The 25,951-nt window shown below is 69.6% G+C and carries 30 protein-coding genes and 1 riboswitch; of the genes, 19 read left to right on the top strand and 11 right to left on the bottom strand.

The annotated features are described in order from the left end of the window. Positions 1-85 precede the first annotated feature (85 nt). The 3 genes from AB0C73_RS25730 to AB0C73_RS25720 all read right to left on the bottom strand — a co-directional run bounded on the left by AB0C73_RS25730 (position 86) and on the right by AB0C73_RS25720 (position 1,858). A complete protein-coding gene (locus tag AB0C73_RS25730) occupies positions 86-382 on the bottom strand; it encodes a hypothetical protein (protein WP_362534383.1) in 297 nt (98 codons plus the stop codon). Between the two features lie 29 nt (positions 383-411). Then, positions 412-870 carry a MarR family transcriptional regulator gene (locus AB0C73_RS25725; RefSeq protein ID WP_362534380.1) on the bottom strand — a complete coding sequence of 153 codons (459 nt, stop codon included), beginning with the start codon at positions 868-870 and terminating at the stop codon, positions 412-414. 124 nt (positions 871-994) lie between these two features. Next, positions 995-1,858 (bottom strand): GNAT family N-acetyltransferase, encoded by an 864-nt coding sequence (locus AB0C73_RS25720; protein ID WP_362534378.1) that lies wholly within the window; start codon positions 1,856-1,858, stop codon positions 995-997. Positions 1,859-2,017: 159 nt separating this feature from the next. Between AB0C73_RS25720 and AB0C73_RS25715 the strand changes: the two genes are divergently transcribed. Together AB0C73_RS25715 and AB0C73_RS25710 are read left to right on the top strand one after the other, a co-directional pair. After that, complete coding sequence (locus tag AB0C73_RS25715; protein WP_362534376.1) at positions 2,018-2,668, top strand: HAD-IB family phosphatase; 651 nt, start codon at positions 2,018-2,020, stop codon at positions 2,666-2,668. 103 nt (positions 2,669-2,771) lie between these two features. Beyond that, positions 2,772-4,004, top strand: coding sequence for a globin domain-containing protein (locus tag AB0C73_RS25710; RefSeq protein WP_362534373.1), 1,233 nt, complete (start codon positions 2,772-2,774; stop codon positions 4,002-4,004). A 109-nt stretch (positions 4,005-4,113) separates the two neighbouring features. Here AB0C73_RS25710 and AB0C73_RS25705 read toward each other — a convergent pair whose 3' ends face one another. The 5 genes from AB0C73_RS25705 to AB0C73_RS25685 all read right to left on the bottom strand — a co-directional run bounded on the left by AB0C73_RS25705 (position 4,114) and on the right by AB0C73_RS25685 (position 7,868). Next, positions 4,114-4,593 (bottom strand): NUDIX hydrolase, encoded by a 480-nt coding sequence (locus AB0C73_RS25705; RefSeq protein ID WP_362534370.1) that lies wholly within the window; start codon positions 4,591-4,593, stop codon positions 4,114-4,116. Positions 4,594-4,674: 81 nt separating this feature from the next. Then, positions 4,675-5,571: a LysR family transcriptional regulator gene (locus AB0C73_RS25700; RefSeq protein ID WP_362534367.1), complete on the bottom strand. Its 897-nt coding sequence runs from the start codon at positions 5,569-5,571 to the stop codon at positions 4,675-4,677. Positions 5,572-5,770: 199 nt separating this feature from the next. After that, on the bottom strand, positions 5,771-6,982 hold the full coding sequence (locus AB0C73_RS25695) for a cystathionine gamma-lyase (RefSeq protein ID WP_362534364.1): 1,212 nt from the start codon (positions 6,980-6,982) through the stop codon (positions 5,771-5,773). Continuing rightward, entirely contained in the window at positions 6,979-7,482 is a 504-nt protein-coding gene (locus AB0C73_RS25690; RefSeq protein WP_362534361.1) for a low molecular weight protein-tyrosine-phosphatase, read from the bottom strand. The genes AB0C73_RS25695 and AB0C73_RS25690 overlap by 4 nt, the downstream gene beginning before the upstream one ends. An 8-nt stretch (positions 7,483-7,490) precedes the next feature. Beyond that, positions 7,491-7,868 carry a phage holin family protein gene (locus tag AB0C73_RS25685; protein WP_362534359.1) on the bottom strand — a complete coding sequence of 126 codons (378 nt, stop codon included), beginning with the start codon at positions 7,866-7,868 and terminating at the stop codon, positions 7,491-7,493. Between the two features lie 51 nt (positions 7,869-7,919). On the opposite strand from AB0C73_RS25685, the gene AB0C73_RS25680 reads away from it, so the two are divergent. The 4 genes from AB0C73_RS25680 to AB0C73_RS25665 all read left to right on the top strand — a co-directional run bounded on the left by AB0C73_RS25680 (position 7,920) and on the right by AB0C73_RS25665 (position 10,292). After that, the gene (locus AB0C73_RS25680; protein WP_362534356.1) at positions 7,920-8,237 is read left to right on the top strand and encodes a cupin domain-containing protein; all 318 of its coding nucleotides are present in this window, start codon (positions 7,920-7,922) and stop codon (positions 8,235-8,237) included. A 214-nt stretch (positions 8,238-8,451) separates the two neighbouring features. Further along, a complete protein-coding gene (locus AB0C73_RS25675; RefSeq protein WP_362534354.1) occupies positions 8,452-8,670 on the top strand; it encodes a DUF5326 family protein in 219 nt (72 codons plus the stop codon). Positions 8,671-8,950: 280 nt separating this feature from the next. Beyond that, positions 8,951-9,721: a helix-turn-helix domain-containing protein gene (locus AB0C73_RS25670; RefSeq protein WP_362534351.1), complete on the top strand. Its 771-nt coding sequence runs from the start codon at positions 8,951-8,953 to the stop codon at positions 9,719-9,721. Between the two features lie 136 nt (positions 9,722-9,857). Beyond that, positions 9,858-10,292: an SsgA family sporulation/cell division regulator gene (locus AB0C73_RS25665; RefSeq protein ID WP_362534349.1), complete on the top strand. Its 435-nt coding sequence runs from the start codon at positions 9,858-9,860 to the stop codon at positions 10,290-10,292. A 34-nt stretch (positions 10,293-10,326) separates the two neighbouring features. Here AB0C73_RS25665 and AB0C73_RS25660 read toward each other — a convergent pair whose 3' ends face one another. Further along, positions 10,327-11,700 carry a YibE/F family protein gene (locus tag AB0C73_RS25660; RefSeq protein WP_362534348.1) on the bottom strand — a complete coding sequence of 458 codons (1,374 nt, stop codon included), beginning with the start codon at positions 11,698-11,700 and terminating at the stop codon, positions 10,327-10,329. 72 nt (positions 11,701-11,772) lie between these two features. Then, a riboswitch (TPP riboswitch) is annotated at positions 11,773-11,887 on the top strand. Between AB0C73_RS25660 and thiC the strand changes: the two genes are divergently transcribed. Together thiC and AB0C73_RS25650 are read left to right on the top strand one after the other, a co-directional pair. Continuing rightward, positions 11,882-13,714 (top strand): phosphomethylpyrimidine synthase ThiC, encoded by a 1,833-nt coding sequence (thiC, locus tag AB0C73_RS25655; RefSeq protein WP_362534346.1) that lies wholly within the window; start codon positions 11,882-11,884, stop codon positions 13,712-13,714. Its footprint overlaps the riboswitch before it by 6 nt. Before the next feature lie 144 nt (positions 13,715-13,858). Next, the gene (locus AB0C73_RS25650; RefSeq protein WP_362534343.1) at positions 13,859-14,392 is read left to right on the top strand and encodes an NUDIX hydrolase; all 534 of its coding nucleotides are present in this window, start codon (positions 13,859-13,861) and stop codon (positions 14,390-14,392) included. Here the strand turns inward: AB0C73_RS25650 and AB0C73_RS25645 are convergent. Next, complete coding sequence (locus tag AB0C73_RS25645) at positions 14,370-15,713, bottom strand: helix-turn-helix transcriptional regulator (RefSeq protein WP_362534341.1); 1,344 nt, start codon at positions 15,711-15,713, stop codon at positions 14,370-14,372. The genes AB0C73_RS25650 and AB0C73_RS25645 overlap by 23 nt on opposite strands. 125 nt (positions 15,714-15,838) lie before the next feature. On the opposite strand from AB0C73_RS25645, the gene AB0C73_RS25640 reads away from it, so the two are divergent. The 6 genes from AB0C73_RS25640 (at position 15,839) to AB0C73_RS25615 (ending at position 18,990) form a co-directional block, all read left to right on the top strand. Continuing rightward, the gene (locus AB0C73_RS25640; protein ID WP_362534338.1) at positions 15,839-16,069 is read left to right on the top strand and encodes a hypothetical protein; all 231 of its coding nucleotides are present in this window, start codon (positions 15,839-15,841) and stop codon (positions 16,067-16,069) included. A 186-nt stretch (positions 16,070-16,255) separates the two neighbouring features. Next, positions 16,256-16,513, top strand: a complete 258-nt coding sequence (locus AB0C73_RS25635) for a hypothetical protein (protein WP_362534335.1) — start codon at positions 16,256-16,258, stop codon at positions 16,511-16,513. Between the two features lie 52 nt (positions 16,514-16,565). After that, the gene (locus AB0C73_RS25630) at positions 16,566-16,748 is read left to right on the top strand and encodes a hypothetical protein (RefSeq protein WP_362534332.1); all 183 of its coding nucleotides are present in this window, start codon (positions 16,566-16,568) and stop codon (positions 16,746-16,748) included. Continuing rightward, a complete protein-coding gene (locus AB0C73_RS25625; RefSeq protein WP_362534329.1) occupies positions 16,748-17,872 on the top strand; it encodes a radical SAM protein in 1,125 nt (374 codons plus the stop codon). Before AB0C73_RS25630 ends, AB0C73_RS25625 begins: the two co-directional genes overlap by 1 nt. Then, entirely contained in the window at positions 17,869-18,033 is a 165-nt protein-coding gene (locus tag AB0C73_RS25620; protein ID WP_362534327.1) for a hypothetical protein, read from the top strand. Before AB0C73_RS25625 ends, AB0C73_RS25620 begins: the two co-directional genes overlap by 4 nt. Before the next feature lie 87 nt (positions 18,034-18,120). After that, complete coding sequence (locus AB0C73_RS25615; protein WP_362534326.1) at positions 18,121-18,990, top strand: GNAT family N-acetyltransferase; 870 nt, start codon at positions 18,121-18,123, stop codon at positions 18,988-18,990. A gap of 1,715 nt (positions 18,991-20,705) precedes the next feature. Here the strand turns inward: AB0C73_RS25615 and AB0C73_RS25610 are convergent. Beyond that, complete coding sequence (locus tag AB0C73_RS25610) at positions 20,706-21,116, bottom strand: winged helix-turn-helix domain-containing protein (protein WP_362534325.1); 411 nt, start codon at positions 21,114-21,116, stop codon at positions 20,706-20,708. A gap of 183 nt (positions 21,117-21,299) precedes the next feature. Here AB0C73_RS25610 and AB0C73_RS25605 point away from each other — a divergent pair, with 183 nt between their 5' ends. The 5 genes from AB0C73_RS25605 (at position 21,300) to AB0C73_RS25585 (ending at position 25,699) form a co-directional block, all read left to right on the top strand. Next, complete coding sequence (locus tag AB0C73_RS25605; protein WP_362534322.1) at positions 21,300-21,677, top strand: hypothetical protein; 378 nt, start codon at positions 21,300-21,302, stop codon at positions 21,675-21,677. Then, positions 21,674-21,886, top strand: coding sequence for a hypothetical protein (locus AB0C73_RS25600; RefSeq protein ID WP_361956983.1), 213 nt, complete (start codon positions 21,674-21,676; stop codon positions 21,884-21,886). The genes AB0C73_RS25605 and AB0C73_RS25600 overlap by 4 nt, the downstream gene beginning before the upstream one ends. Further along, complete coding sequence (locus AB0C73_RS25595) at positions 21,883-23,295, top strand: cell division protein FtsK (protein ID WP_362534319.1); 1,413 nt, start codon at positions 21,883-21,885, stop codon at positions 23,293-23,295. The genes AB0C73_RS25600 and AB0C73_RS25595 overlap by 4 nt, the downstream gene beginning before the upstream one ends. 54 nt (positions 23,296-23,349) lie before the next feature. Further along, on the top strand, positions 23,350-24,105 hold the full coding sequence (locus tag AB0C73_RS25590; protein WP_362534317.1) for a DUF2637 domain-containing protein: 756 nt from the start codon (positions 23,350-23,352) through the stop codon (positions 24,103-24,105). A gap of 130 nt (positions 24,106-24,235) precedes the next feature. Beyond that, positions 24,236-25,699, top strand: coding sequence for a replication initiator (locus AB0C73_RS25585; protein ID WP_362534315.1), 1,464 nt, complete (start codon positions 24,236-24,238; stop codon positions 25,697-25,699). The last annotated feature ends 252 nt before the right edge of the window (positions 25,700-25,951 follow it).

The following is a 25,951-nucleotide window of genomic DNA, read 5'->3' as shown; positions in this document are numbered from 1 at the left end:
TGGGTTGGGGGGGGGGGGGGGGGGGGCGGGTGGCCTGCTCACCCCCCCCCCCCCCCCCCCACGGCCGGTGAGCGCTCGACAGACGTCACAGGCTCCGCTTGAAGCCGATGTGCGAGGGCTCGAAGCCGAGGCGCTCGTAGAAGCGATGGGCGTCGGTGCGGCTGACGTCGGAGGTCAGCTGAAGGGTGCCGACGACCCGGCCCGCGCGTTCGGCGACGACCAGATGCTGGTGGGGATCTCCGGCCAGCCGGTCGAACGCGGTCGTGTACGGCGTGAGGTCGTCGGGTGACTCGCGCTGGGCGCCCAGCGGGTCGTCGGCGAGCATGGCGACGATGGCGGGCAGGTCGTCCCGTCGGGCGGGCCGGATCTCAAGATCGCTCATGAGGGCAGGGTAGGGGCTGCCCGCGGGACTCAGGCGGGAACGCTGAGGCCTTCGACGACCCGCACGAACGGGGCCAGCTCCGGGTTCAGGGCGGCGGCGTCCAGGGCCTCGCGCAGTGCGGTGTCGTTGGTGGGGCGGGCCTCGTCGAGGAGCTTCTGGCCGGCCTCGGTGACATCGGTGTAGATCCCGCGCCGGTCGGTGGCACACAGATAGCGGGTCAGCAGACCGCGGTCCTCAAGGCGGGTGACGAGCCGGGTGGTCGCGCTCTGGCTGAGCACCACGGCGTCGGCGACCTGCTTCATCTGGAGGTGTCCGCCGGGGCCGTCGTGCTGGCGGCTGAGGACGTCGAGGAGCGAGTACTCGCGGACGCTCAGACCGTGCCCGGCCTCCAGGGCGCGCTCGATGTGCGACTCGATCCGGCCGTGCAGCAGGGAAAGCGCGCACCAGCCCTGGGAGAGGGCCGTCAGGGCGGGGTCCGTCGCGGTCATGTGCGCTCCTCGCTTCCTCGGTCGGACACGGCCGGGGCCCAGCAGGTCTCCGGCTCCTTACCAGGGTAGACGATGAAACGCAAAAAGCCGCGTGTGCAATCAATCTCGCCCTGCGGGCCCCTGCTCAGCCCGCCGCGACGGTCAGCGGGGCGAAGCGGCGGTTCCAGTCGCCCGGCAGGTCGGGGCGCGAGCGGATCATGATGGCCGTGGTGGTGAGCTGCTCCAGGCCATTGGCCTTCAGCCAGGTCACCAGACCGGTGTGGCCGGTGTCGATGTCCGTGCGCAGCGGGCGGTCGGTGGTGGCGGCCAGGGAGGCGATCAGGGCCTGGGCGGTGGCCGGGTCGCGGGCGATCAGCGGGCCGACGACATGGGTGTCCATGTTGGGCCAGAGCGCGGCGAAGCCGGTGATCTCCCCGTCCTGCTCCGCGATCCGCAGCTGGTCGGCGAAGGCCGGCAGCCGGGTGATGAGGTGGGTGCGGTCGAGGCCGAAGATCTCGTGGTCGAGGCGCAGCACGTGCTGGAGGTCCTCGGCGGTGGCGGGGCGGACGGCGCGCTCGGGTGCGGGCTCGCTCCCGGTGAAGCGGCCCAGGAGCATCTCCGACCGGCCGACCTCGGTGAAGCCCAGCTCCTCGTAGAGCGGCTGTCCGTTGCGCGTGGCGTACAGGCTGAGTGGGGTGTCGCCGGCCTCCGCGAGGACATGGCGCATCAGACGCCGCCCGACGCCCTGGCGGGCGTACCGTTCGGCGACCAGGACCATGCCGATCGCGGCGAGCCCGGGGCCGTACGAGGTGACCACGCAGCCGGCGAGCAGCCCCTCGCCGGACGGGTCGTCGATGCCGTACCCCACCCCGGCCGCGAGCAGCAGTCCCCACTTGTGCTCCTCCCGGGCCCACCCCCGGTTCTCCGAGAGGTCGGCGCACGCGAGGAGGTCGTCGGGGCCGAGGTGGCGGATCGGAAGCTGGTCGAGCGAGGGAAGAGAGAGGGGCATGGTGATCAGGCTGTCCGACCCGGCGACGGCCCGTCCACCGCTTTATGAGAACCCGCCGTACGGGCCGCTGGAGTTGTTTCACGTGAAACACGGTGCCGAACGACGGCGAGGTCCCGTGTCTGCCCGTGGGAGTGAGCCGGCGTACTAGCCTCGGCGTACATGACGACCCCGCGCGGCCGGCGGCTGCATCTCTTCGATCTGGACGGCACGCTGATCCGTGGCTCGGCAGCCGCGGTGGAGATCTCCCGGCAGCTCGGGCTGAGCCGGGAGATCGAGCAGCTGGAGCAGGACTTCCTGCTGCGGGGGATGGCCCCGGACGAGTTCGCCGTCCAGGCCCGGGCGCTCTGGGCGGAGCTCACCCCGGAACAGGTGACCGCGGCCTTCGAACAGGCGCCGTGGCTGACCGGCATCCGGGAGGTCTGGGCCGAGATCCGCGACGAGGGCGGCCACTGCGCGGTCATCTCGCTCTCGCCCGACTTCTTCGTCGAACGCCTCCTCGCGTGGGGCCTCGACGCGGCCCATGGCTCCCGCTGGCCCGCCGTGCCCTTCACCGAGCCGGTCGACCGCCCCGGCATCCTCAACGCCTCGGCGAAGGTGCGGATCGCCGGGGAGCTCTGTGCCCGCTTCGGCGTCGAGCCGGCCGACTGTGTGGCCTACGGCGACTCGATGTCCGACGCCGAGCTGTTCGCGATCGTGCCCGAGACCGTGGCCGTGAACGCCGACCATCACCTCGCCGGGCTGGCCCGGCATCGCTATACGGGTGGCGATCTGCGCGAGGCCTACGCATTGGTGCGAAAGGGTGCAGCCTAGTCCTCCGCGCGGGGCGAATCACCGGGAATCCCACTTTCTGTCCGCCCTCCCCACCGGACTGCCATTCTGCGAACACAGCGGCCGACTGCGGAGAGGCAAGGACATGACGGATGTTCCGGCTGCGGCCACGGGTGCACCGCCCCGCATGGCAGCCGTGCCACCGGCACCTGCTGAAACGTTCAACGAGGTCTCGGCCCGGGCCGAGACCACGGCTGAGATCTCGGCCGGGACCTCGGCCGACGCGGTTGTCGTCCGGCGCACGCTCGCTGAGATCGAGCCGATGGCGGACCGGGTCACCTCGTACTTCTACGCGCTGCTCTTCACCCGGCTCCCCGATCTGCGCGCGATGTTCCCCGCCGCCATGGACGCCCAGCGGGACCGGCTCCTCAAGGCCCTGCTCACGGCGGCCGAGCACCTCGACAACACCCCGGTGCTCACCGAATACCTGCGCGGCCTCGGGCGCGGGCACCGGAAGTACGGCACGCGGGCCGAGCACTACCCGGCCGTCGGCGAGGCCCTGATCGGTGCCCTGGAGCGCTATGCGGGCAGCGGCTGGGACAAGGACACCGAGGCCGCGTGGGTGCGTACGTACACGACGATCTCGCAGATCATGATCGACGCCGCCGCCGAGAACGAGAGCCATGCGCCGCCCTGGTGGCAGGCCGAGGTGGTCACCCACGATCTGCGGACCCCCGACGTCGCCGTGATCACGCTCCGGCCCGACCTGCCCTACCCGTTCCTGGCCGGGCAGTACACGACGCTGGAGACACCCTGGTGGCCCCGGGTCTGGCGGCACTACTCCTTCGCCTCCGCGCCCCGGCCCGACGGGCTGCTCTCTCTGCATGTGAAGGCGGTGCCGGCGGGTTGGGTGTCCAACGCGCTGGTGCACCGGGCCCGCCCCGGGGACGTGCTGCGGCTCGGCCCGCCCGCGGGCTCGATGACCGTCGACCACTCCCGCGACAACGGGCTGCTCTGCCTCGGTGGCGGCACCGGGATCGCGCCGATCAAGGCGCTGGTCGAGGATGTCGCCGAGCACGGGGACCGGCGCCCGGTCGAGGTCTTCTACGGCGCCCGCAGCGGCCACGACCTCTACGACATCGACACGATGATGCGGCTCCAGCGGACCTTCCCCTGGCTCGCCGTCCGTCCGGTCACCGAGGCGGAGGGACGGCTGACGGACGCGGTGCGCCGCTACGGGCCGTGGGCCGAGTACGACGCCTATCTCTCGGGGCCGCTCGGCATGATCCGCAGCGGGGTGGACGCCCTGAAGGGCGCCGGCATCCCCTCCGACCGGATCCGCCACGACTACCTGGGCGAGTTCGCCCACGCGTCCTAGCCGCGTGCTTCCCGGCCGCGGGCTTCCGAGCGCGGACCCGGCGGAGCGGACCCGGCGGAGCGGATCCGGCGGAGGGGCACAGGAGGAGACGAGGAGGAGTCGAGGAGACTCAGCCCAGGTCGGGCGCGTGCATCGCCCGGACACCCTCGATGTTGCCGTCCAGATAGTGGCGCAGCGAGAGCGGGACGAGATGGACGGCGGCGATGCCGACGCGGCTGAAGGGCACGCGGACGATCTCGTACTCGCCCAGCGGTTCGTCGATCTCCGGACCGTGCCGCTGCGAGGTGTCCATGGACTCCAGGCGGCACACGAAGAAGTGCTGGACCTTCACCCCGGAGACCCCGCCGTCCACGATGTGCTCGACGGTGTCGACGAAGCAGGGGACCACATCGGTGATCTTGGCGCCGAGCTCCTCGTGGACCTCTCGGTGCAGGGCCTCGACGACGGTCGAGTCGGTGGGCTCGACCCCGCCACCGGGCGTCACCCAGTACGGGTCCACTCCCGGCTTGGTGCGCTTGATGAGGATCAGGTCGTCCCCGTCGAGCAGGATGGCGCGTGCGGTGCGCTTGACCACGGGTCGTTCGGTCATGGGAAGAAAATGGCCCGTCCCCGCTGTCCTGAAACGCCCGCCCCGAAACTCACCGGTCCCCACTCACCGGTCCTTCCCCGCTCACCAGTCCCCCGCGGCACTCAGCAGCCGCTCATGGGCGCGCGCGAGGTGCGGCAGGGCGAGCGTGCCGGTGCGGATGACGAGGAAATAGGTGCGCAGCGGAGGCACCGGAGGGTCGAGCAGCGCGACCAGCCGCCCGCTCGCCAGCTCCTCCTCGCACAGATAGCGGGGCAGCACCGCCAGGCCCGCGCCCGAGACGGCGGAATCCCGTACGGCCCGCAGATCGGGCGCGATCACGGTGGCGGCGGCGGCCGGCTTGGACTCGAAGACGGCCGCCCAGTAGCGGGCGACGAACGGCAGCGACTCGTGCACCTCGACCACCGGCAGCTGCTCCAGGACGACGGCGCCGCTGCGCGGCAGCACCCCGGGGGAGAGCCGGGCGGCCCAGCGCGGGGCCGCGACGAGCACATGCTCCTCGTCGCAGAGCGGGGTGGCGGTGAAGAGACCGCCCCGGGGCCGGGCGGTGGCGACGGCCAGATCGTGGTGGCCGGCGGCGAGGCCGTCCAGGATCTCCTCCGTGCTGCCCAGGAGGGAGGAGCGGACCGCGAGTCCCCGGACGACCAGCGGAGTCAGGGCGGGCAGCACCCGGGCCGAGACGAACTCGGGCGGACCGGCCACATGCAGGGTGCGGACCCCGGTCCGCTCGTCCAGGCCGGACTCGGTGATCTCGACCAGGGCGTCGAGGTGCGGGGCGGCGCGGTGGGCGAGCTCGTCGCCGACGGTGGTGGGGGTGACCCCACGGGCCTGTCTGAGGAACAGCGGCCGGCCGAGCTGGCGTTCCAGGCTGCGGATCTGGCTGGTGACGGCCGGCTGGGAGAGGCCGAGGAGCGCGGCGGCGCGGGTGAAGGAACCGGCCCGGTGCACCATGACGAACGTGCGCAGCAGGGTCAGATCCATGTCCGCACCCTCCCGGCACCTGTGTCCGTTCGACTGAACCGTCCAACTATAAATAAGTCGATAGCTTCCTGTCGCTACCGTGATTGGACACTGACACAGAGTCAATTAGCCTTGTCCGGGCGGATGTCCGAAAAGGAAACCGCCGGGAACAGGGGCGTTCCGAGCCACGAGGGGGGAGGCTCGGAGCGCCCCTGTGGCGTCAGCCGAGCGTCTTGGCCGTCTCGTCGAGGGCCCGCAGCACGTCCGCGATGAGGTCCTCCGGGTCCTCCGCGCCGACGGAGAAGCGGATGAAGCCCTCCGGCACCGCGTCGCCGCCCCAGCGGCCGCGCCGCTCGGCGGTGGACCGCACGCCGCCGAAGCTGGTCGCCTCCTCGACCAGGCGCAGCGCGCCCAGGAAGTGCTCGGCCCACGCGCGGTCCGGCAGCTCGAAGGAGATGACGGAGCCGAAGCGCCGCATCTGGCGGGCGGCCACCTCGTGCGAGGGGTCGTCGGGCAGCCCCGGGTAGCGCAGTCCGGTCACGTGCCGATGCCCGGAGAGGGCCTCGGCGAGGGTGAGCGCGGTGCCGCACTGCCGGTCGATCCGCAGCTGGAGGGTGGCCAGAGAGCGGTGCGCCAGCCAGGCCTCCATGGGGCCCGGGATGGCGCCGACGATCTTGCGCCAGCGCCGCACCTCGGCGGCCCGCTCGGGGTCGCGGCAGGCGACGTGGCCGAGCAGGAGGTCGCCGTGCCCGGACATGCCCTTGGTGTCGCTGGCCACGGAGAAGTCGGCGCCCAGCTGGAGCGGCCGCTGGCCGAGCGGGGTGGACAGGGTGTTGTCGACGGCGACCAGCGCCCCGGCCTCGTGCGCGGCGGCGACCATGCGCCGCAGGTCGCACACGTCGAGCCCGGGGTTGGACGGCGTCTCGATCCACAGCAGCTTCGCCCCGGCCAGGACGGACAGCTGGGCGTCGCCGCCGGTCGGCGCGGAGCGCACCTCGACGCCGTACGCCCGCAGCTGCTCGTGTGCCAGCGGCAGGGCCTGGTAGCCGTCGGAGGGGACGACGACCACGTCGCCCGCCTTCAGCTGGGAGAACAGGACGGCGGAGATGGCGGCCATGCCGGACGCGAAGACCAGCGTCTCGACGCCGCTCTCCCCGGGTGCCTCCAGCTCGCCGATGGCGCGTTCCAGATGGGTCCAGGTCGGGTTCTCGTCCCGGCCGTAGGTGTACGGGCCGGTCGGCTCGCCGGGCAGGTGGAAGTGGGCCGCGAAGACCGGGCCGGGCAGGGTGGGCTCGTACTTCACGGGCTCGGGCAGCCCCGCCCGTACCGCCCGGGTGCCGTCGCCGATTCCGCCACCGGTCCGGTCATCGGTCAGGCAGTCGATTCCGTCGCCGGTCCGGTCGCCCGCACCGCGGGTCGCGTCGCCGCTCATGCCGTCCGCTCCTTCACTTCCTCGCGCACGGCGGCGAGCAGACCCTCACTCGCCGCCTCCACCATCTCCAGGCACTCCTCGAAGCCGCCCAGATCACCGTAATAGGGGTCCGGTACGTCGAGATCGGCGCCCCCTGCGGAGGCGAGCCCGGGGTCGTAGGAGCGCAGCAGCCGCACCTTGGCGGCGTCCTCGGGCGTGGGCGCGAGCCGTCGCAGCTCCCGCGCGTGCCCCTCGTCGAGGGCTATGACCAGGTCGAGCGCGGGGAACCAGGAGGCGCGGAACTGCCGGGCGGTGTGCTCGGAGCCGTAACCGTTCTCCCGGAGGACGGAGACGGTACGGGGATCGGCGCCGTCGCCCTCGTGCCAGCCCCCGGTGCCGGCGCTGTCCACCTCCACCGCGCCGTCCAGGCCGGCCTCGGCCACCCGGGCGCGGAAGACGTGCTCGGCCATCGGGGAGCGGCAGATGTTGCCCGTGCAGACGAAACACACGCGGTACGTCATGGCGGGCCTCAGTCGCCGTCGGGGAGCACGACGTTGAGCGCCCAGGAGACCACGGAGATGATCAGGCCGCCGAGCACGGCGGTCCAGAAGCCCTCCACATGGAAGCTGAGGTCGAACTGGTCGGCGAGCCAGGAGGTCAGGAGCAGCATGAGCGCGTTGACGACCAGGGTGATCAGACCGAGGGTCAGGATGAAGAGCGGAAACGTGAGCAGCTTCACGATCGGCTTGACCAGGAAGTTCACCAGGCCGAAGACCAGGGCGACCAGGATGAGGGTCCAGGCCTTCTTGGCGGTGCTGTCACCGGTCAGTGTGATGTCTTCCAGCAGCCAGATGGCCACGGCGAGCGCGCCCGCGTTCGCGAGCGTCTTGACGACGAAATTCTTCATGTGTCAGATCGTGGCAGACACGATCCGGCCGACGGCAGGGGCTGACGAGCGATGAAAGCATTCCGACTCGACGAGTTGGAGGCGGAGCGCGCCGCCAACGACGGCGCATATCTCCAGTTCCTGCGCGAACGGAACATGTCGGTGGGCCTGTACGCGCTCGACGCCGGGCAGCTCGACCCGCAGCAGCCGCACGGCCAGGACGAGGTGTACTTCGTGGTGAGCGGCCGGGCGGCGATCACGGTGGGGACGGAGACGACCCAGGTGGCGCGGGGCAGTGTGGTCTATGTGCCGGCGGGGGTGCCGCACAAGTTCCACCACATCACCGAGGACCTGCGGGTCATGGTGGTCTTCTCGCCCCCGGAGGCCTGAGCCCGGAGTCCTGAGGCCGGAGGCTTGAGCCCGGAGTCCCGAGGCGCCGGAACGCCCGCATCCCTTAGGGGGCGGATCAGGGAAGAGCGGGGGCCGGGAGGGCCCCGCGGGCTCGGTGCCCGGCCCTAGCATCGAGGTGTCGGGTGCAGGGAGCGCCCACGGACCCGGTGGCCGAGCCTTCGGGCTCGCACTCTTCGGAGATGAGGTAAGCGCAATGGCGGTGAAGGAGATTCTCGCGGGGATGCCGTGGTGGGTGAAGTGGGTCGCCATACCCGTCATCGCTCTGGTCGTCTTCGGCGGACTGATCACCAGCGTCCTGACCTTCGTGGTCGGCCTGCTGTTCAAGCTGTTGATCTTCGTGGCGCTGGTCGGCGGACTGATCTACCTCGTGCGCAGGTTCACGTCCTCCTCGAACTCGCGCGGTGACTGGTAGAACGAGTTACCCGACGGTATGAAAGCCCGGCCGGGTATTAGCCCGGCCGGGGGAACGCGCAGGTGGAAACCCGGTGGGCCCCCGAAGCCTGCCATTAGAGTGGAATTCCTCTGCCGCCCCGGGAACCACAGGCGCGGGCCTCCGCACCGACCAGCGTGATCGCGTCTGTTCCCGGACGGGTCCGCGACCGGACCCCACCGGTCCCAGGCCGCGGCGGGCGCGCGGGGGCGGCCCCCGCGGGCGGGTGCGACGCACTCGTCGACACGCCTGGGGGTGACCTTTGGCCACTGCTTCGCAGCCCGCTCCGCCCACACTGATCGGTTCGGTACAGCGGGCGCTGAGACTTCTGGAGGCCGTGGGCTCCCACGAGGACGGGGCCCCCGCCAAACAGCTCGCGCGCGAGGCGGGGCTTCCGCTGCCCACCGCGTACCACCTGCTCCGCACCCTGACGCACGAGGGCTATCTGCGCCGCGAGAAGGGTGTGTTCCTCTTCGGAGAGGCCGCCGGCCGGCTGATCGGCGGCGTGGTTCTGCAGAATCGTCGCACCACGATCGAAGACTCTCTCGCCCACTGGCGGGACTCCATCGGGGCCCCCGTCTACTTCGCCATCTACCGCGAGGGCGAGATCGAGCTCGTCTCCGTCGCCGACACCCCCGCCATCCCCGCCGTGGAGGAGTGGGCGGACTTCCGGGAGACCGGTCACGCGCACGCCATCGGGCAGTGCCTGCTCAGTCAACTGGACCTGAGGAGTCGTCAAGACCACCTCGACCGGCACCCGGTGGAAGCCATCACTCCCTATACGGTGCGTAATCGGCATGCCCTTTTGGACCGTTTGGGCGCTATTGGGCGAATGGAGCCCCTGGTGGAGCGTCAGGAATATGCGCTCGGCACAGTCTGTGCGGCTATCCCCATCACCGCGGGGTCCACGGCGGCCGCGATGGCGATTTCCCTCCCGCTTCACCAGGAAGAACGGTTGCTACCTGCTATCGCGCGGCTACAGAATGAGATCGGAAGGCTCTTCAGTTCCCTTGCGTTCTCTATCAGTATCTGAAAAATCACTCCTTGTGATCTGCTAGCGCTTACAGCACGATTGCGTCAAGAGGGCCATGGGGGATCATTCCTGGCCGTTTCGACCACAGCTTTCAGCAGCGCGTTTACACAACTGCTCATCAACTGCGGGGTACATGATGCGAGAGACGGTTCAGGCCGAGGTCTTGATGAGCTTCCTCGTCTCCGAGGAGCTCTCCTTCAGGATCCCGGTGGAACTGCGATACGAGACCCGCGATCCCTACGCGGTGCGGATGACGTTCCACCTTCCCGGAGACGCGCCGGTGACCTGGGCGTTCGGCCGGGAGCTGCTGCTCGACGGGATCAACCGGCCGAGCGGGGACGGCGATGTGCACATCTCCCCGACCGAGCCCGAGGGCCTCTCCGACGTGATGATCCGTCTCCAGGTCGGCGGCGACCGCGCCCTGTTCCGCGCGAGCGCGCCGCCGCTGGTCGCCTTCCTCGACCGTACGGACAAACTCGTCCCGCTCGGTCAGGAACGGACACTGGGCGACTTCGAGGACCACCTCGAGGCCGCGCTCGGCCGGATCCTCGCGGAGGAGAACGCGGGCTGACGGCAGGGCTGTTCAGCCCCCCCGCTCCCCGCCGTCACCTGGCGCGCCGCCGGCGCCCGCCGCGCCCGGCACCACGTCCGCCCCGACGGCCCCCGCCCGCCGGCTCGGCCTCCGTCCCCGGCCGGTCCGCCGAGACGACGAGCGCCGCGAGAGCGGTGGTGATCGGCACCGAGGCGACCAGGCCGATCGAACCGACGAGTGTCCGGACGATCTCCTCCGCCACCAGCTCGCTGTTGGCGACCGTCCCCACGCTGCTCTGCGCGATCGAGAACAGCAGCAGCAGCGGCAGCGCCGCGCCCGCGTAGGCCAGGACCAGGGTGTTCACCACCGAGGCGATGTGGTCGCGACCGATCCGGATCGCCGCGCGGTAGAGCCTGCGCGGCCCCATGTCCGGGTCGGCCTGGTGCAGTTCCCAGACCGCGGAGGTCTGGGTCACCGTCACGTCGTCGAGCACACCGAGCGAGCCGATGATGATCCCGGCGAGCAGCAGACCGGACATGTCGATCTCCGGGTAGAGCCCGTGGATGAGGCCGGTGTTGTCGTCCGTGTTGCCGCTGAGCGCGGCCCAGTCGATGAACACCGAGCCGAGCAACCCGATCAGCAGCAGCGAGACCAGGGTGCCGAGCACGGCGACCGAGGTGCGGGCGGAGAGGCCGTGGCACATGTAGAGCGCGATGAGCATGATCGCGCTCGACCCGACGATGGCGACCAGGAGCGGATTCGAGCCCTGGATGATCGCCGGCAGGATGAAGAGCGTCAGCACCAGGAAGCTGATGGCGAGCGCGATCAGCGCCATCACGCCGCGCATCCGGCCGACGATCACGACGGCGAGCGCGAAGATGCCGGCGAGCACCGCGATGGGCACCTTCCGGTTCACGTCGGTGACGGAGTACTGCAGGTCGCGCGGGGCGTCGGGCGCGTACGCCACCACCACGCCCTGCCCCTCGTGGAGTTGGCGTGGCGCGTCCGGCTGCACGATCTCGGTGAACTTCCGGCCCTTGTCGGGGCCGGTGGTCACCTCGACCGTCGCCTTCGCGCACTGCCCCTGCTGCCCGTTGACCGCCTCGCGGCCCTGCGGGGTGGAGGTGTCGCCGGTCGGCGGGACCTGGGCGGCGTTCACGTCCTTGCAGTCGACGTGCTCGACGGCGACGACCGTGCCCTGCTCGGTCTGCCGGTCGAAGCCGACGCCGGTGCGCTGGTGGCCGGGCGTGCCGCCCGGCCACAGGACGAGGAGCCCGACGGCGACGGCGGTGGCGAAGGGGATGAGGATCGCCGCGATGACCTTGCGCAGATGGCGGGAGACGGGTGCGGCGGGACCGTGGCCGTGGGAGTGGCCGTGGGGATGCCCGTGGGAGTCCCCGTGTCCGTCGTGGCCGTGGGGTTCGGGGGTCTGCTGTGTCGACGTCACCGGCCGATCATCGCAAGAACGTCTCGGGCCCCACTGTTCAGCACGCCAGGAAGGGCGCTAGCGTGGTGGCGACTTTGCACACGCGGGAGCTCGGAGCACCGGGCTGAGAGGGCGCTGAAGATCGCTGCGCCGACCGCCGAACCTGTTACCGGGTAATGCCGGCGTAGGGAGATTCGGTCACATGACCATTCGCGATGCACGCACGCCTGCCTCCGACCAGAACGACGGCCAGAACACCCCGCGAAGCGAGGGACAGGGCCAGAGCCAGGGCGGGCGTACGCCGGGCTGGCACAAGGGCTACGTCGAGGGGTCGCGCCCCGACCTGCGGGTGCCCGTCCGCCAGGTGCACCTCACCAACGGCAAGGACGTGACGCTGTACGACACGTCCGGTCCGTACACCGACCCCACCGTCGACACCGATGTGCGCCGCGGCCTGGCGCCGCTCCGCGAGAACTGGATCATCGCGCGCGGCGACACCGAGGAGTACCCGGGCCGTCCGGTCCGGCCGGAGGACGACGGCATCAAGCACACCTCGCCGCGCGGCGGCGGGCTGAAGAACCTCGACGCGGTCTTCCCCGGCCGCCCGCGGCTGCCCCGCCGCGGGCGTGCCGGCCAGGCGGTGACGCAGCTCGCGTACGCCCGCCGGGGCGAGATCACCCCGGAGATGGAGTACGTCGCGATCCGCGAGAACGTCTCCCCCGAGGTCGTACGGGAGGAGATCGCGGCGGGCCGCGCGGTGCTGCCGGCCAACGTCAACCACCCGGAGATCGAGCCGATGATCATCGGCAAGCGGTTCCTGGTGAAGGTCAACGCCAACATCGGCAACTCCGCGGTGACCTCCTCCATCGAGGAGGAGGTGGAGAAGATGACCTGGGCGACCAAGTGGGGCGCCGACACGGTCATGGACCTCTCCACCGGCCGCAACATCCACACCACCCGCGAGTGGGTGCTGCGCAACTCCCCCGTGCCGATCGGCACCGTGCCGCTCTACCAGGCCCTGGAGAAGGTCGACGGCAAGGCCGAGGAGCTGACCTGGGAGATCTACAAGGACACGGTCGTCGAGCAGGCCGAGCAGGGCGTCGACTACATGACGGTGCACGCGGGCGTGCTGCTGCCGTACGTGCCGCTCACCGCGCGCCGCAAGACCGGCATCGTCTCGCGCGGCGGCTCGATCATGGCCGCCTGGTGTCTCGCGCACCACAAGGAGAACTTCCTCTACACGAACTTCGAGGAGCTCTGCGAGATCCTCGCGGCGTACGACGTCACGTACTCGCTCGGCGACGGCCTGCGCCCCGGCTCGATCGCGGACGCCAACGACGAGGCGCAGTTCGCGGAGCTGCGCACGCTCGGCGAGCTGAACACGATCGCCAAGCGCCACAACGTGCAGACGATGATCGAGGGCCCGGGCCATGTCCCGATGCACAAGATCAAGGAGAACATCGACCTCCAGCAGGAGATCTGCGAGGAGGCGCCGTTCTACACGCTCGGCCCGCTGACCACGGACGTCGCCCCGGCGTACGACCACATCACCTCGGGCATCGGCGCGGCGATGATCGCCTGGTGGGGCACCGCGATGCTCTGCTACGTCACGCCCAAGGAGCACCTCGGCCTGCCGAACAAGGACGACGTTAAGACCGGCGTCATCACCTACAAGATCGCGGCCCACGCGGCGGACCTCGCGAAGGGCCACCCGGGTGCGCAGGAGTGGGACGACGCCCTGTCGGACGCGCGCTTCGAGTTCCGCTGGGAGGACCAGTTCAATCTGGCCATGGACCCGGTCACGGCCCGTGAGTTCCACGACGAGACGCTGCCGGCGGAGCCCGCGAAGACGGCGCACTTCTGCTCGATGTGCGGCCCGAAGTTCTGCTCGATGAAGATCAGCAGAAGCATCACAGAGCAGTTCGGCGGCGACGACCCTCTGACCAGCGACGATGAGGCTCGTGCGGGGATGCTGGCCAAGTCGGCCGAGTTCGCTGCTCAGGGGAACCGGCTCTACCTGCCGATTGCGGACTGATCTTCTGACGTCTCAGTGTCCCCCGGCATACGTCCGGGGGACTCGCGTCTCCATATTCGTCAGGGTGACGTGAATCTCTCCCAACCCGGCCATCGGGAAGACCTGCTCTGCGATGCTAGGGGTTGATCGAGAGGGGCAGCAGCGATGCAGTGGAAGATCCACGGGGAACGTCCGATCTATGAGAACCAGTGGGTCAACCTGTGGTTGACCGATGTGGAACAGCCGGACGGGCGCCGGTGGGAGTACCACGTCGTCAAGCTCCGGCACCTGGCCGTGGCCGCCGTGATCAACGACAAGCAAGAGATCCTGATGATGTGGCGGCACCGCTTCATCACGGACTCGTGGGCGTGGGAACTGCCCATGGGCCTGGTCGAGGACGGGGAGAGCCCTGCCGACGCTGCCGCCCGTGAGGTCCTGGAGGAGACGGGCTGGCGGCCTGGACCGATGAAGCCGCTGATCTACGCGGAGCCGGCCAACGGGATCACGGACTCTCAGCACCACGTGTTCCGTGCTGACGGGGCTGCCTACGACGGTCCGCCCACCGAGAAGAACGAATCCGACCGGATCGAGTGGATCCCGCTGGCTGACATCCGGGGCATGATCGACCGCCGCGAGATCGTCAGCAGTGGCTCGCTCGTCGGCCTCCTGTACGTCCTCATGGACGAGGCGATCCGCTGACCTGAGCGGGGAGGAGATCCCGTAGCCGTGACTCGAAGGCCAGGGCTACGGGCTCCCGCCGATACGGGGCCAACTCGTCATAGAACTCGCGCAGGTGCCCGGCCACGCGCTCTGAGGCGACCGAGGAAGCGGGTTCCAACGCGTCCGTCGCCGTCTGGCACGCCTGGTCCAGCTTGCCCAGGCTGAGTTGTGTACGGGCGAGCCAGAACGCGTGGAATGCGCGTCCTCGCTGATTGGCGCTGTTCTCCCGCCTCAAGGCGTCGGCGATCAGGGGTTCGGCGGTCGCTGCCTCGCCGAGTCGGCCGTGTGCGATGCCGGTGTCGACGATGAGCTTGGTCTCGTCGAAGTAGGTCACCCACGCGGGGTCGGGGTCGCTGTCCTTGATCCGTTCGAACTGGCGGTGCGCCTCGCTGATGGCCGCGTGGGTGGCGGTGTGGCTGCCCAGTGTGGCGTGGGCGAATGCCTCCCGCAGTGACAGCATCGACAGCACGCGTGGGGTGGTGACGGCGGCTGTGCGGGCTTCGTCCTGGGCTGCGTTGACGAACGCCAACGCGTCTCCGGGCCTGTCCTGGTACGTCGCCTGCAAGCTCATGCAGGCCAGCACGTTGGCCATGAACTCCCGGTCGTCGATCTCCCGGGCGAACTGCAACGCCTCGGTGAAGTACGACCGGGCCTGGTTGTACTGGCGCGCGTCGAAATGCGTCCAGCCCGTGAGGCGCGCGAGCTCGGCGGCCACGCCGTACAGGCCGTGCTGGATGGGGGCGGGGCGGTTCGCCTTCAGCAGCTCGACGACGTAGCGGAGCTGCCCGACCACTGCCGGCCGCAGTGCCTCGCCTCCGTGCTGGTCGTCCCGTCGCCAGTAGTCCTCGATGGAGGAACGCAGCGCGTGCAGCGTGGACGGGTTCGGGTTCGCCCGAGAGGTGAGGGCAAGGATGCTGTCCACGTCCGAGCCCGGCAGTGAGATCGGAGTCGACGGTGCTGGTGAGGCAGGGTGAGGCGGTTCCCTGTCCGCGACCCGGAGCCCAATGGGCGTTTCCCACTCCCGCCGCGCGAGTCCGAGCATGTGGCCAGGGATCCGCAATCCGTCGGCGATGCGCTCGATGACGTCCATGTGGAGCAACTGGCGTCGTCCCGCCATGACTTCGCCGACACGGCTCGGCGTCAGGTCGCAACGTCGCGCGATCATCGACGGATAGATGCCCGCACGGGTCTTCACCAGCTTGAAGACCGCCGCGAAGTCGCGGACGCGGCATGCCTTGATCATCTCGGGATGGGTGAGAAGCCCGGCAGGCAACTCCGGCGGGCGGGATGGCTCGGGCATCGGGCAACCTCCCACAGGTGAGGGCCACACAACGTCGCTGAATCTCTACCTACCGCGAGTTTACCCAAGTTGGGTAATCAGTCTGACCTTCTGTCAACAGCCTACGGTTCGCGAACCTGATGCACATGGCGAGCAAACAGCAGGCCGGCCCCGGAATCGGTGAACTGGCCAAGGACCAGAAGACCGGACGCATCGGCATCGTCATGGGTGAGATCGGTGGCCGCGTACAGATGCGGCCGGTCGGCGGTGGCATCGAGTGGGAGGCCATGCCCGGCGACGTGCTGGCACCCGGGGCGCGGGAGGAACTGAGCGCGCGCCTGGCCGTGAAGAACAACAACAGCCGGGTCGGCCTGTGATTCGCGTCATCGGCCGGTACGCCGGCGTCCTCTTCATCATCTGCATCAGCGCTTCGTGCGGATTCGTGATCGGGGTCGCCCTCAGCACCGGCACCTAGACCAGTCCGCCCTGGACGGCTGCCGAATCCGCGGCTCCCCGTCCGTGAATGTCGCGGCAGGGAACCAAGACGTACGCATGGAGGCGCAATGAACGGTTCGACGAGTCAGATCGTCACGACGATCGGTGACGGCGTCCGTCTCGGAGACGTGGTCACGATCGGCGGCAACCTGCACACCGTGACGAACGTGCGGCGGGTCGCGGGAGGGCGAAGGGTCCTGGAGTTCGCCGACGGCAACGTCTACGTCCTGGGCGCCGCGCTGCCCATCCAGGTCATGCGGACGTCGCACACGCGAGTGCGGCTCGTGGCTGGACGAGACGGACTCGCCCGCATGGCCTTGTCCTGACCCCCCTTTCTTGTGCACGGAGGTTCCCCGCGTGGCAGCTACCCCATCCACCTTGACCCGGCGCCTTCACCCTCCTCGCGACGAGAGCTGCGGGGACTGCGGTGGCAGCGGTGCCGACTCGTCCGGCAAGAGCTGCGGCACCTGCAACGGGCTCGGCGAGATCTACTGCCGTGTCGCCGACCGCCAGGGCGTACGCGTGCATTCGCGCTTCTCGATCCGGAAGGAGCACCACTGATGGCCCACGCTCTGATCGCCTCCCCGTTCCTTGACGGGCACCTGCTCCTCAAGCCCGGTGCCAGGGCTGGGGCGCGCATCCCCGCTGACCACTTCGAGGCCCTGCGGCGGGCCGCCACCGACGAAAGCGCGCTTCCCGCCTGGGCGGCGCAGACCGCCGCCGACACGTGGGACATCGACCTGCACGGCCGACCGACGCAGGGGACAGTGCTGGTACGCGAGCCCTCTCCGTATGGCTACTGCCGTGCCTCCTGGGAGATCAACCTTGGCTGCAACTTCGGCTGCAAGCACTGCTATCTCCCGGAACGCCCCTTCTCGGGCCTCGACTGGGAGGACAAGGTGCGGCTGCTGGACATCATGCGTGAGGCGGGCGTCCTCTGGCTCCAGATCACCGGTGGTGAGCCCACCCTGGACGCGGACTTCCACGACGCCTACCTGTACGCCTGGCATGCCGGAATGATGCTCACCATCTCCACCAACGGCTCCCGGCTATGGCACCCGGATCTCCTCGAACTCTTCCGGGACTACCCGCCCTACCGGCTGGTCGTCAGCATGTACGGGGCGAGTGAGGACGCCTTCGACACCCTGACCCAGCGCCGCGGGGCGTGGAACGGTTTCCGGCGCGGTATGGACGCGGCGCGTGAGGCGGGTCTGCCGCTGCGGATCAACGTCGTGGTGACCCAGGACAACGCCGCCGAGGCCGACGCCATGGCCGCCCTCGCCGAGGAGTGGAACGTCGAGCACCACTCGTACACGAACATGACGCCCACGATCTCCGGGGGCGGTGAACCGCTGCTCGCCCAGTCCGCCGCCCACCTGCGGCAGCGCAAGCCGTTCGCCGGCTGCAACGCCGGACACACCTTCTTCCACGCCGACCCGCACGCCAAGGTCTCGATCTGCAAGGTCGGCCGCGACGACCAGATCGACCTGATGGCCGAAGGCATCGACGGCCTCACCCGGCTCGGCGCCATCGCCGACCGCCTGATGCTTCGCACTGGAGGGTGCGGAGGCTGCGCCCTGTCCGGCACCTGCCGGGTCTGCCGCCCCCTGGCCAAGCACTACCAGGAGGCGAAGGCGCCGCTGCACAGCTACTGCCAACACGGAGACAAGGAGAACGGATCATGACCCCGCCCGTACTGGTCGATCTTCTGCCCGGCCCGCCGGCCTCGGCTCGCCGCGCGGCCCCGCCCGTCGCCGCCGCTGCGGTGATCGCCGTCCAGGACCTGGACGTGATCGTGGAGAGCGCTGAGTGCTCCTGCGACGCCGGCGACGACAACCCCCACTGACCGACAGATCAGGTCGGTTCCGTTCAGGCCCTGGCGTGTTCGCGTCGGGGCCTGAACCCTGGCCGACCGACCATTAAGGTGCCGCTCATGTTCTTCCGCTGGGACTGGCTACGGCCCGTGCTGACAGCGCCGATCGTGCCGACTCTCGGCCCCGTCCACCCCCACGTCCTCACCGTGGATCTCTTCGAGGACACGCTGCGAGCAGCCGTCTTTGACCGCTCCTTCCTGCACTACGACAAGGACCGGCGTTGGAGCAGCGAGAAGGACGAGACGATCCTTCGTGGCGACGTGGTCCACCAGTCCGATCACACCCTCATCCCCACCCTGACCCGGCGTGGACGCGGCACCGTCAAGGTCTTCGCCTACGGGCACCGTGACAGCGTCGTGGACGAAGCGGCCGAACTGTCCGCGAAGCTCGCCGTCGTGCATGACGCGGTCAACGCGAGGGTCGTGCGCCCGCTCGGTCCCGAAACCGGCTTCCCGCGTGGCACCCGCATCCAGCTCCAGGACTTCGCTGCCAGACCCTGCCCCGACCCCGGCGGCCCGGTCCGCCCCGTCACTGACTGGCCGGCCGCTGTGCAAGAGACCTTCGCCCCGTTCGCCTCGGCCATGGCCGCCGACGGCCTGGCCTTCCTCCACGGGCAGATGCAGGCCGGCCGGTGCGGCCCCGTCCTCGCTGCCGCCGTGGACGGTCGCATCGTGGGCGCGATCGGTCCGATGGAAGTACGCCCCGACGCGATCGGCAGCCCCCAGCTCATGCCCCAGTACTTCGCCGTCCTGCCCGATGCCCGAGGGCAGGGCCTCGGGCGTGTTCTGTGGCGGGCCGCGATGCGCTGGGGCCAGTCCCATGGCGCCGCTTACCAGCTCCTACAGACCGAGGTCGGCGGCCCCTCGGACAGGCTCTGTCAGGCTGAAGGACTGACCTCTCTCGGCTTCAGCCACACCACACGGGCGTAGTGGGGTCGCGGCCTGACCTACGACAACGAAAAACCGGACCACCCCTTGGCCTGGACAGCATCCGGGGTGGTCCGGTCGCGGAATCCCTGATCAGGACCCCGGTGCCGATGGTACCGGGGTGGTCGTCGTGTCCGGCGACGGGCTGATCCCAACCCCGCTTTCGGCTTGTCGAGTTGGAGAGGAGCACGCGGCGTGCGGTTCGGGCGGTCTGGTTGTCCTGGTGAGGGTGATGGGTGGTGCGCGTGACATCGCGTCCGGCTGGAGCGGCTTTGGCCGGTGGCCTGCCCGGTCTGGGGTCGGGCATGTTCAGGGGGCCGTACGCTGGCCCGGCAACTCGGGCAGGCTTTGCCCCTGCCCGGAATTTGAACGAGTGGCCCCCTGGACTTGCCCGACGCGGGACCCGGACCGGGGAGGTGGGTAAAGCCGCGGAAGCCGGTCACCCCAGCCACAGAGCCTCGGCCACGTACCGCGCCTCTGTGAACGTCGGAGGTATCGGCTCGTCGGGGCTGGCGTGTCGGTGTGCCAGTACGCGGACATCCGCCGGGTGCTTCGTGGGGCGCTGCCTGGCGGTGCGACTGCGGGCGGTTCGGTTGCTTCCTGACTCATCCGGCTCGCTTTCGGGCTCTTGCGGCGCGAGTGGGCCGGCCGTCGGGGCGGTGGCGGAGACAAGGAGCGTCGGCGGCCTGGGGCCGCCGCGCCGCGCGGCCCGCCGTGGCGGGCCGCCTTGATCCAGTAAAGAAACTCTTAACAGCCCTGCTGCCGTGCGGGCTTGGCCGCGTTCTGGCGAAACGATTCGGCGCAATCTCCGCGATCCTGATCAATCTCAACCCTGCATGTCCTGGTGATGGCGATTCGTGCCTGTTTGTTCTTCGGATCGGCGGACTTTATCCACAGGCTCGGGATTACAGGATCGTCTTGGTAAGAGGGCTCGGACTCACCACGGCCTGGTCGTGACCGTCTCGTGCCCTGCGGGAGGCGCTTTCGGCAAGCGCGGTGGTGAGTGGGGGCTGCTGAGGTGGATTCGTTGGCCGCAGGTGTCACACGGGACCCGTTTTTCGCACCTGTAGCAGGTGAAGGGCGCAGTGCCCTACGGGACGAGGTGCGGGGGTTGAGCGCGTGAGGCAGGGGCAACGCCAGGGCTGCCTTCTCGGAGGCAAAACGGCGAAACATAGCCGACGATCGCCGGTTAGCCAAACCGGGGATTCTCCGGAACATGGACGTCCGGAAGCGAAAGGAGGTCGGGAGTCTTGATGCAGCTCGGCGACGCGTGTGACTACTTCCCGGTGGCGTGGCCAGAGTGGAGCCGCGACATCGGCAGGTCCCGCTTGTGCCTGTGTGGTCCGTCGTGCGGTACGGCCTCGGCGGTTGTTTCCCGTCCGATGGCTCGCGCCAGTGGTGCCGGCGAATTGGGGTGGCGAGGGCGGCTAGACCTGGGAATCGGGGCGCTTCCGGCCGCGGGCGGGCTTGTCCGGGGAGGTGTCCGGTCTCGCTGCTGGGATGGGCAAGCCCTCAGAGGTGAACGGGCAAGCCGTGGGCAAGCTTTCGGGCAAGCCCCGGTGAGTTGGATCGGCACGTCAGCAAGGAACGGCACGACATGAACGGGGCGGGAATGAAGAAGCATGAGGCCGCGGAGATCGCGGCTCGCCTGACGACGATGGAACAGAAGGTCGCCCGGCTGGAGGAGCTGGCGCGTCGGGTCGGTGAGCGAAGGGCCGCTATGGCCTCTTCGGCTTCTCGGTGACCCCGGCCAGCTGCTGAAAGATGTTCAAGAGGCTGTCCAATCTGGCGTCGATCGCGTTGAGACGCTCGGACAGTTCGACGTATTCGGGTGTGGGCATGTGTCGGTCCGGCTCTTGGCCGCCCGCGTCGGCCTTCCTGCTGGTGCTGGCCGGCAGTGTGTCGACGACGAAGTTGCCCACACCCGGCTTGGAGTAGATCAGTCCCTCGTCGCGCAGAACGCGGAGTGCCGATCGAGCCGTCATGTTCGCGATCTCGTACTCGGCTTCGAGGTCGCGGGATGACGGGACGCGCTCACCCGGCTTGATGCGGCCGGACCGGATCTGTTTGCGGATCTCGTCGGCAACCAGCTGGTAGGGCGGGGTGTGGGAGTCCCTCGGCAAAGTCATGCGTCGAGGGTAGCCCGCCTAGCACACCAATCGCACTAGGACGCCTGAACGCGGGCTGCTGCAACTGCTGAGCTAGCTATGTCTCTGCACTAGGTGCGCTAAGCGCTTGACGGGGTTGGCGGGCGTAGTGCACTGTAGTGGTCACGCCGCACTGAGCGGCACCGAACGAAAGGAAGTTCATCCATGGCGCGCATCCGCGTTGGCTTCACCAGCACGACCCGTCACATGCTCGGCGTCCTGCCCACTCCGAAGTTCACCGACATGGAGAAGACCCAGCTCGCCACCGACCGTGAGACCGGTGAGCCGCTGTACACGGTCACCGTCTTCGTGATGGAGGACGGCGCTGCTGAGGCGATCAAGGTCACGATCCCGAAGAGCGGTCTGCCGAACGGGCTGAATGTCGGGGCGTTCGTGCGGCCGCTGGACCTGTTCGCCACTCCGTGGGCGCGGGTCTTCAACGGTCAGCTTCAGGACGGCGTCGCCTACCGGGCCTCGGGCCTGGAGGTGGTGGCTATGCCCGCGCCGATGGTCGCGGACGAGCCGTCCGAGATCGCCGCGTGACGGGCGCTGTCGGGTTCCGGTTCGGCGCTGAGCGCAGCTATCCGCTCGCTCACGCCGGACCGGACCCCCGGTTCTCCGAGTCCCTGATCAACTCCGTGGCCGCCGTTCTCGTCGGCTACGGCTACCCGCCCTTCGAGTCCCTGGAGGACTGGGCGGGCCTCGAATCGGCCCTCGCGGGCTACCTCTACGAAAGGAAGGAGACGACGTGACTGTGGGGGAGGTGACGGGCTACGTCCCGATCGTGGTCGGGGCGGGCCTGGTCCTCATCGCCGTGTGGGCGGTCGCCTGGCTCGTCCGCTACGCGATGGCGGACACCGAGATGAGGGCCAGCATTCGGCAGGCGATACGGGTTCGCCGGACCTGGAAGAGGCTGGCCCCGATGATGGGGCTGTCGGTCGTAGACAAGACCCCGCCCGCGCTGGCCTCGCTGACGAACACCGACGGCAAGCAGCCCAAACCGCGGATTCTCATCCCTGCGTTGAAGGTGAAGCCCGACCGGTTCGGCGTCGTCGTCCGGGCGAACTGCCTGCCGAAGGTGGGTCTGGAGGAGTTCCAGAAGGCGGCCCCGTACCTGGCGGACGCCTGGCGGTGCACGCGGGTTTCGGTCGTCCAGGACAAGCCCGGACGGGTGCTGATACGTGGTGTGCGGGTCGATCCGCTCCTGACGCCGACCACGCACGTCCCCTCCGGGGAAGTACCGGAAGAACTGGTGCGGTGGGAACTCGGCCTGGACGAGTACGCCGAGCCCGTCGCCGTGAACCTCGCCGAGGTGCCCGGGGTGACGATGGCCGGCCTGCCTGGCTTCGGCAAGACCTCGACGGTCAACCGGTTCCTGTGTGACTGCGCGCCCTCGCCCGCCGTGCAGATCGCGGTGGCGGATGGCAAGGTGTCCGCCGCGTACGAGGGCGACTACGCCGACGTGATCGGCCGGTTGTTCGCGTTCGTCGGTGACGACTTGGACGACGCGAACGCGCTGTTCAAGCGGCTGGTCAAGCTTCGCCGGGATCGGTCCGCCGCGATCAAGACCGTGCTCGGGCGCAAGGACATGTGGCACGTTGGCCCGTCTGCCGCCTGGCCGTGGACGGTGCTGATCATCGACGAGGCGCACACGTACTTCCGCGACCACAAGGGCTCCGACAAGGAGTCCAAGCGCTTGGCCGCCCTTGCGGCCGAGAACACCCGGCTCGTGGAAGAGCTGGTCAGGAAGGGCCGCAGCGTCGGCATCCTCGTCATCCTCATCACGCAGAAGCCCACGGGCGATGCCATCCCCACGTCCATTCGGGACGTGTGCCCGGTCGGCATGTCCTTCGCGCAGAAGACCGCCGACGCGGCCGTGGCCGCCCTCGGCGAGGACATCCGGGCCTGGCCTGACGCGAACCCGACGACGTTGCAGGACTCCGCCTATGTCGGCGTCGCGGTCATGAACAGCATCGGCAAGGCGGGCTTCACCCGTCTGCGCACCCCGTACGTCGAAGAGGAGGACGCCGCGCGCATCGCGGCCGAGACCGCCCACCTGACCGCCGACCCCGCTGCCCTGCTCGCTGTCCAGCTCCCTGCCGGCATCGACCTGACCAAGTACGACGGCTACGACGAGGGTGAGGAGCCGCTCGCCGCATAGCTCGGATGCTAATTCCCTTATTGCTGCGCTCTGTTGAGAGGAGGTGAACCCCCTATGTCTGAGGACCGGATCACCCAGCGCACCGTGACCGTGGTCATGGGCGTCATCGCGGCCCTGGCCTTCGTCTTCTCCTTCGGCAACGTCTGGGCCCTCGCCCTGCGGCTCGGCATCCCCGAGCCCATCGCGCCGCTGATCGCTCCGATGGTGGACCTGTCCGTGGTCGGACTCCTGGTGGCACTGCGCTACCTCTCGCTGCGCGGTGTCCCGCCGGAGCAGATGAAGGCCGCTAACCGGCTGATGCACTTCTCCGGCCTGCTGACCCTGGCCCTCAATATCGCCGAGCCCCTGGCCGCCGGCCACTACGGCCGCGCTGCCGTGGACGCCGTTGCCCCGCTGCTCCTCCTCGGCTGGGGAGCCGTCGGCCCCCAGCTCCTCCGGGCCTTCCACACCATCGGCACCCCCGCGCCCGTCCCGATCGTCACGGAGCCGAGACCGGAACCCCAGCCCGTTCCCGCACCGGTCGTCCCGACTGAGGAAGACGAACCTGCGGCCGTCCCAGTGCCCGCCACCCCGGCCCCTGCCGATCCGGCCCCCGTGCCCGAGCCCGCACCCGTGACGGCCCCACCCGTACCCGCCCCGGCCCTGGTGCCTGCGGTCAAGGTGCCCGAGCCCCTGCTGAACGAAGCGCGCTCGATCGCGGACGCCCACCGCGTCCAGCACGGCGAGCCCATCACCACCGCTCAGCTCAAGGCGCGGCTCGGCGTCGGTCTGCCCATGGCCACCGCCCTGCACTCTGCCCTGACGGCCTGACTCTCCCGCCGGCCTTCCGGCTCCCTCCCGCACCTGCCCCCAAGGGGCTCGGTCCACCATGCCCCGAGCAGCCCGCGCATCCGTCGGCCTGCTCGGGGCCCCAGCCCAGCACGAAGGGAGAACCCGCCCCATGAAGCGCCCCCTGGACCTCCGCCATGTCGTCAGCCCCGCTCTGCGGGACCTGATCGAGCTGGCCAATCTCGAAGACTTCGACCGCGTGACGGAGCAGGTCCGCAACGTCCACGGCTGCACCCGCCCGGTCAACCTCGTCGGCCACACCGCCACCCTCGACGCCACCACCCGCACCGTGGTCCGCGCCTACTCCACCGCCGACGAACCCACCGGCCGACTCCTCACCACCTGCGGCAACCGCCGCGCCTCCCGCTGCCCGGCCTGCTCCCGCGTCTACGCCGCAGACACCTACCACCTGATCAAGGCGGGACTCTCCGGCGGCAAGACCGTCGCGGAAGACGTCCGCACCCACCCCCGCGTGTTCGCCACGCTCACCGCGCCTTCCTTCGGGCCGGTCCACAACCGCCCCACCACTCCGTCGGGCAAGCCCCTGGACTGCCGCTGCGGCCGGCACCACGCCGAGGACGACCCTGCCCTTGGCACTCCGCTCGCCCCGGCCTCGTACGACTACACCGGCGCCGTGCTCTGGAACGCCCATGCCGGGGCGCTCTGGGCACGCTTCACCATCTACCTCCGGCGCGAGCTCGCTGCCCAACTGGGCATCACGCAGAAGGCGTTGAAGGAAGCTCTGCGCGTTTCCTTCGCCAAGGTCGCCGAGTACCAGAAGCGCGGCCTGGTCCACTTCCACGCCGTGATCCGCCTCGACGGCCCCCACGGACACACCACCCCGCCCCCACCCTGGGCCAACCTCGACGCGCTGGACCACGCCGTACGCGCCGCTGCCCGACGCGCTCAGCTCACCATCGAGTCAGACGCCGTGGGCGAACGCGTCATCGCCTGGGGCGACCGCATCGACGTCCGCGAGATCAAGGCCCTGGGGGACGGCGAACTCACCGACCAGAAGGTGGCGGCCTACGTTGCCAAGTACGCCACCAAGAGCGCCGAGGGCTCCGGCACGGTCGACCGCACCCTTGTCTGCCGCCCCTGCTCCGGACGCGGATACACCAGCGGCCCGGACGGCTTCCGCGACCTGTGCGCCGACTGCGACGGCACCGGACAGGCCGAACCCCTGCATGACCTCCAGGTCCAGCAGCACGTACGGCAGATGATCCGCACCGCCTGGGCGCTCGGTCACCTGCCGGAGTTCACGGACCTCAAGCTCTGGAAGTGGGCCCACATGCTCGGCTTCCGGGGCCACTTCTCCACCAAGTCCCGCGCCTACTCGACCACCCTTGGCGCGCTCCGCGACGTACGCCGCGCCTGGAGCACTGCCCAGGCCGAGACGGACCGCGCCCGCGCCGGCCACCCGGCCCCCGACGAGAACACCACCCTCGTGACCGAATCCTCCTGGGCCTACCTCGCCTCCGGCTACCGCCCCGGCGAGGAACTCCTCGCCAAACAGGTGCGCCACGAGCGTGCCCACGCCGAACGCCGCAAGACAGAAGGGAACCCCTGGCAGTGATCACGGTCGCGGAGAAGTCGGTTCGTTCCCTGTCAGACGAGGCCAGGGAACGTTGGATCCGGAAGTGCGTGGATGAGGCCCCGCCGCTGAGTGACGCCCAGCTCAAGAGCATCGGTACGGTGCTGGGCATCCGCCTCGCTCGGAGGCGGGCCACAGAGGCGTGAGCGGCGTGTGAGGCGACAGCTGGCCATCTCCTGGACGGATTCGCCCTGCTGCCCTCAGTCGCTCTTCCTGACGCGACGCATCTGACAC

This window comes from Streptomyces sp. NPDC048623, assembly GCF_040650755.1.
Classification (GTDB): domain Bacteria; phylum Actinomycetota; class Actinomycetes; order Streptomycetales; family Streptomycetaceae; genus Streptomyces.
This window is presented reverse-complemented; position numbering and strand designations above follow the sequence as displayed.

What these genes read in the sequence shown, in the direction of transcription:
- AB0C73_RS25680 (WP_362534356.1), top strand. Translation starts at nt 7,920, where the DNA reads ATGAAAGCATTCCGACTCGACGAGTTGGAGGCGGAGCGCGCCGCCAAC.
- thiC (WP_362534346.1), top strand. Translation starts at nt 11,882, where the DNA reads ATGACCATTCGCGATGCACGCACGCCTGCCTCCGACCAGAACGACGGC.
- AB0C73_RS25640 (WP_362534338.1), top strand. Translation starts at nt 15,839, where the DNA reads ATGGCGAGCAAACAGCAGGCCGGCCCCGGAATCGGTGAACTGGCCAAG.
- AB0C73_RS25730 (WP_362534383.1), bottom strand. Translation starts at nt 382, where the DNA reads ATGAGCGATCTTGAGATCCGGCCCGCCCGACGGGACGACCTGCCCGCC.
- AB0C73_RS25625 (WP_362534329.1), top strand. Translation starts at nt 16,748, where the DNA reads ATGGCCCACGCTCTGATCGCCTCCCCGTTCCTTGACGGGCACCTGCTC.
- AB0C73_RS25675 (WP_362534354.1), top strand. Translation starts at nt 8,452, where the DNA reads ATGGCGGTGAAGGAGATTCTCGCGGGGATGCCGTGGTGGGTGAAGTGG.
- AB0C73_RS25715 (WP_362534376.1), top strand. Translation starts at nt 2,018, where the DNA reads ATGACGACCCCGCGCGGCCGGCGGCTGCATCTCTTCGATCTGGACGGC.
- AB0C73_RS25725 (WP_362534380.1), bottom strand. Translation starts at nt 870, where the DNA reads ATGACCGCGACGGACCCCGCCCTGACGGCCCTCTCCCAGGGCTGGTGC.
- AB0C73_RS25710 (WP_362534373.1), top strand. Translation starts at nt 2,772, where the DNA reads ATGACGGATGTTCCGGCTGCGGCCACGGGTGCACCGCCCCGCATGGCA.
- AB0C73_RS25695 (WP_362534364.1), bottom strand. Translation starts at nt 6,982, where the DNA reads ATGAGCGGCGACGCGACCCGCGGTGCGGGCGACCGGACCGGCGACGGA.
- AB0C73_RS25635 (WP_362534335.1), top strand. Translation starts at nt 16,256, where the DNA reads ATGAACGGTTCGACGAGTCAGATCGTCACGACGATCGGTGACGGCGTC.
- AB0C73_RS25590 (WP_362534317.1), top strand. Translation starts at nt 23,350, where the DNA reads ATGTCTGAGGACCGGATCACCCAGCGCACCGTGACCGTGGTCATGGGC.
- AB0C73_RS25585 (WP_362534315.1), top strand. Translation starts at nt 24,236, where the DNA reads ATGAAGCGCCCCCTGGACCTCCGCCATGTCGTCAGCCCCGCTCTGCGG.
- AB0C73_RS25700 (WP_362534367.1), bottom strand. Translation starts at nt 5,571, where the DNA reads ATGGATCTGACCCTGCTGCGCACGTTCGTCATGGTGCACCGGGCCGGT.
- AB0C73_RS25605 (WP_362534322.1), top strand. Translation starts at nt 21,300, where the DNA reads ATGGCGCGCATCCGCGTTGGCTTCACCAGCACGACCCGTCACATGCTC.
- AB0C73_RS25645 (WP_362534341.1), bottom strand. Translation starts at nt 15,713, where the DNA reads ATGCCCGAGCCATCCCGCCCGCCGGAGTTGCCTGCCGGGCTTCTCACC.
- AB0C73_RS25610 (WP_362534325.1), bottom strand. Translation starts at nt 21,116, where the DNA reads ATGACTTTGCCGAGGGACTCCCACACCCCGCCCTACCAGCTGGTTGCC.
- AB0C73_RS25690 (WP_362534361.1), bottom strand. Translation starts at nt 7,482, where the DNA reads ATGACGTACCGCGTGTGTTTCGTCTGCACGGGCAACATCTGCCGCTCC.
- AB0C73_RS25705 (WP_362534370.1), bottom strand. Translation starts at nt 4,593, where the DNA reads ATGACCGAACGACCCGTGGTCAAGCGCACCGCACGCGCCATCCTGCTC.
- AB0C73_RS25615 (WP_362534326.1), top strand. Translation starts at nt 18,121, where the DNA reads ATGTTCTTCCGCTGGGACTGGCTACGGCCCGTGCTGACAGCGCCGATC.
- AB0C73_RS25650 (WP_362534343.1), top strand. Translation starts at nt 13,859, where the DNA reads ATGCAGTGGAAGATCCACGGGGAACGTCCGATCTATGAGAACCAGTGG.
- AB0C73_RS25620 (WP_362534327.1), top strand. Translation starts at nt 17,869, where the DNA reads ATGACCCCGCCCGTACTGGTCGATCTTCTGCCCGGCCCGCCGGCCTCG.
- AB0C73_RS25665 (WP_362534349.1), top strand. Translation starts at nt 9,858, where the DNA reads ATGCGAGAGACGGTTCAGGCCGAGGTCTTGATGAGCTTCCTCGTCTCC.
- AB0C73_RS25720 (WP_362534378.1), bottom strand. Translation starts at nt 1,858, where the DNA reads ATGCCCCTCTCTCTTCCCTCGCTCGACCAGCTTCCGATCCGCCACCTC.
- AB0C73_RS25685 (WP_362534359.1), bottom strand. Translation starts at nt 7,868, where the DNA reads ATGAAGAATTTCGTCGTCAAGACGCTCGCGAACGCGGGCGCGCTCGCC.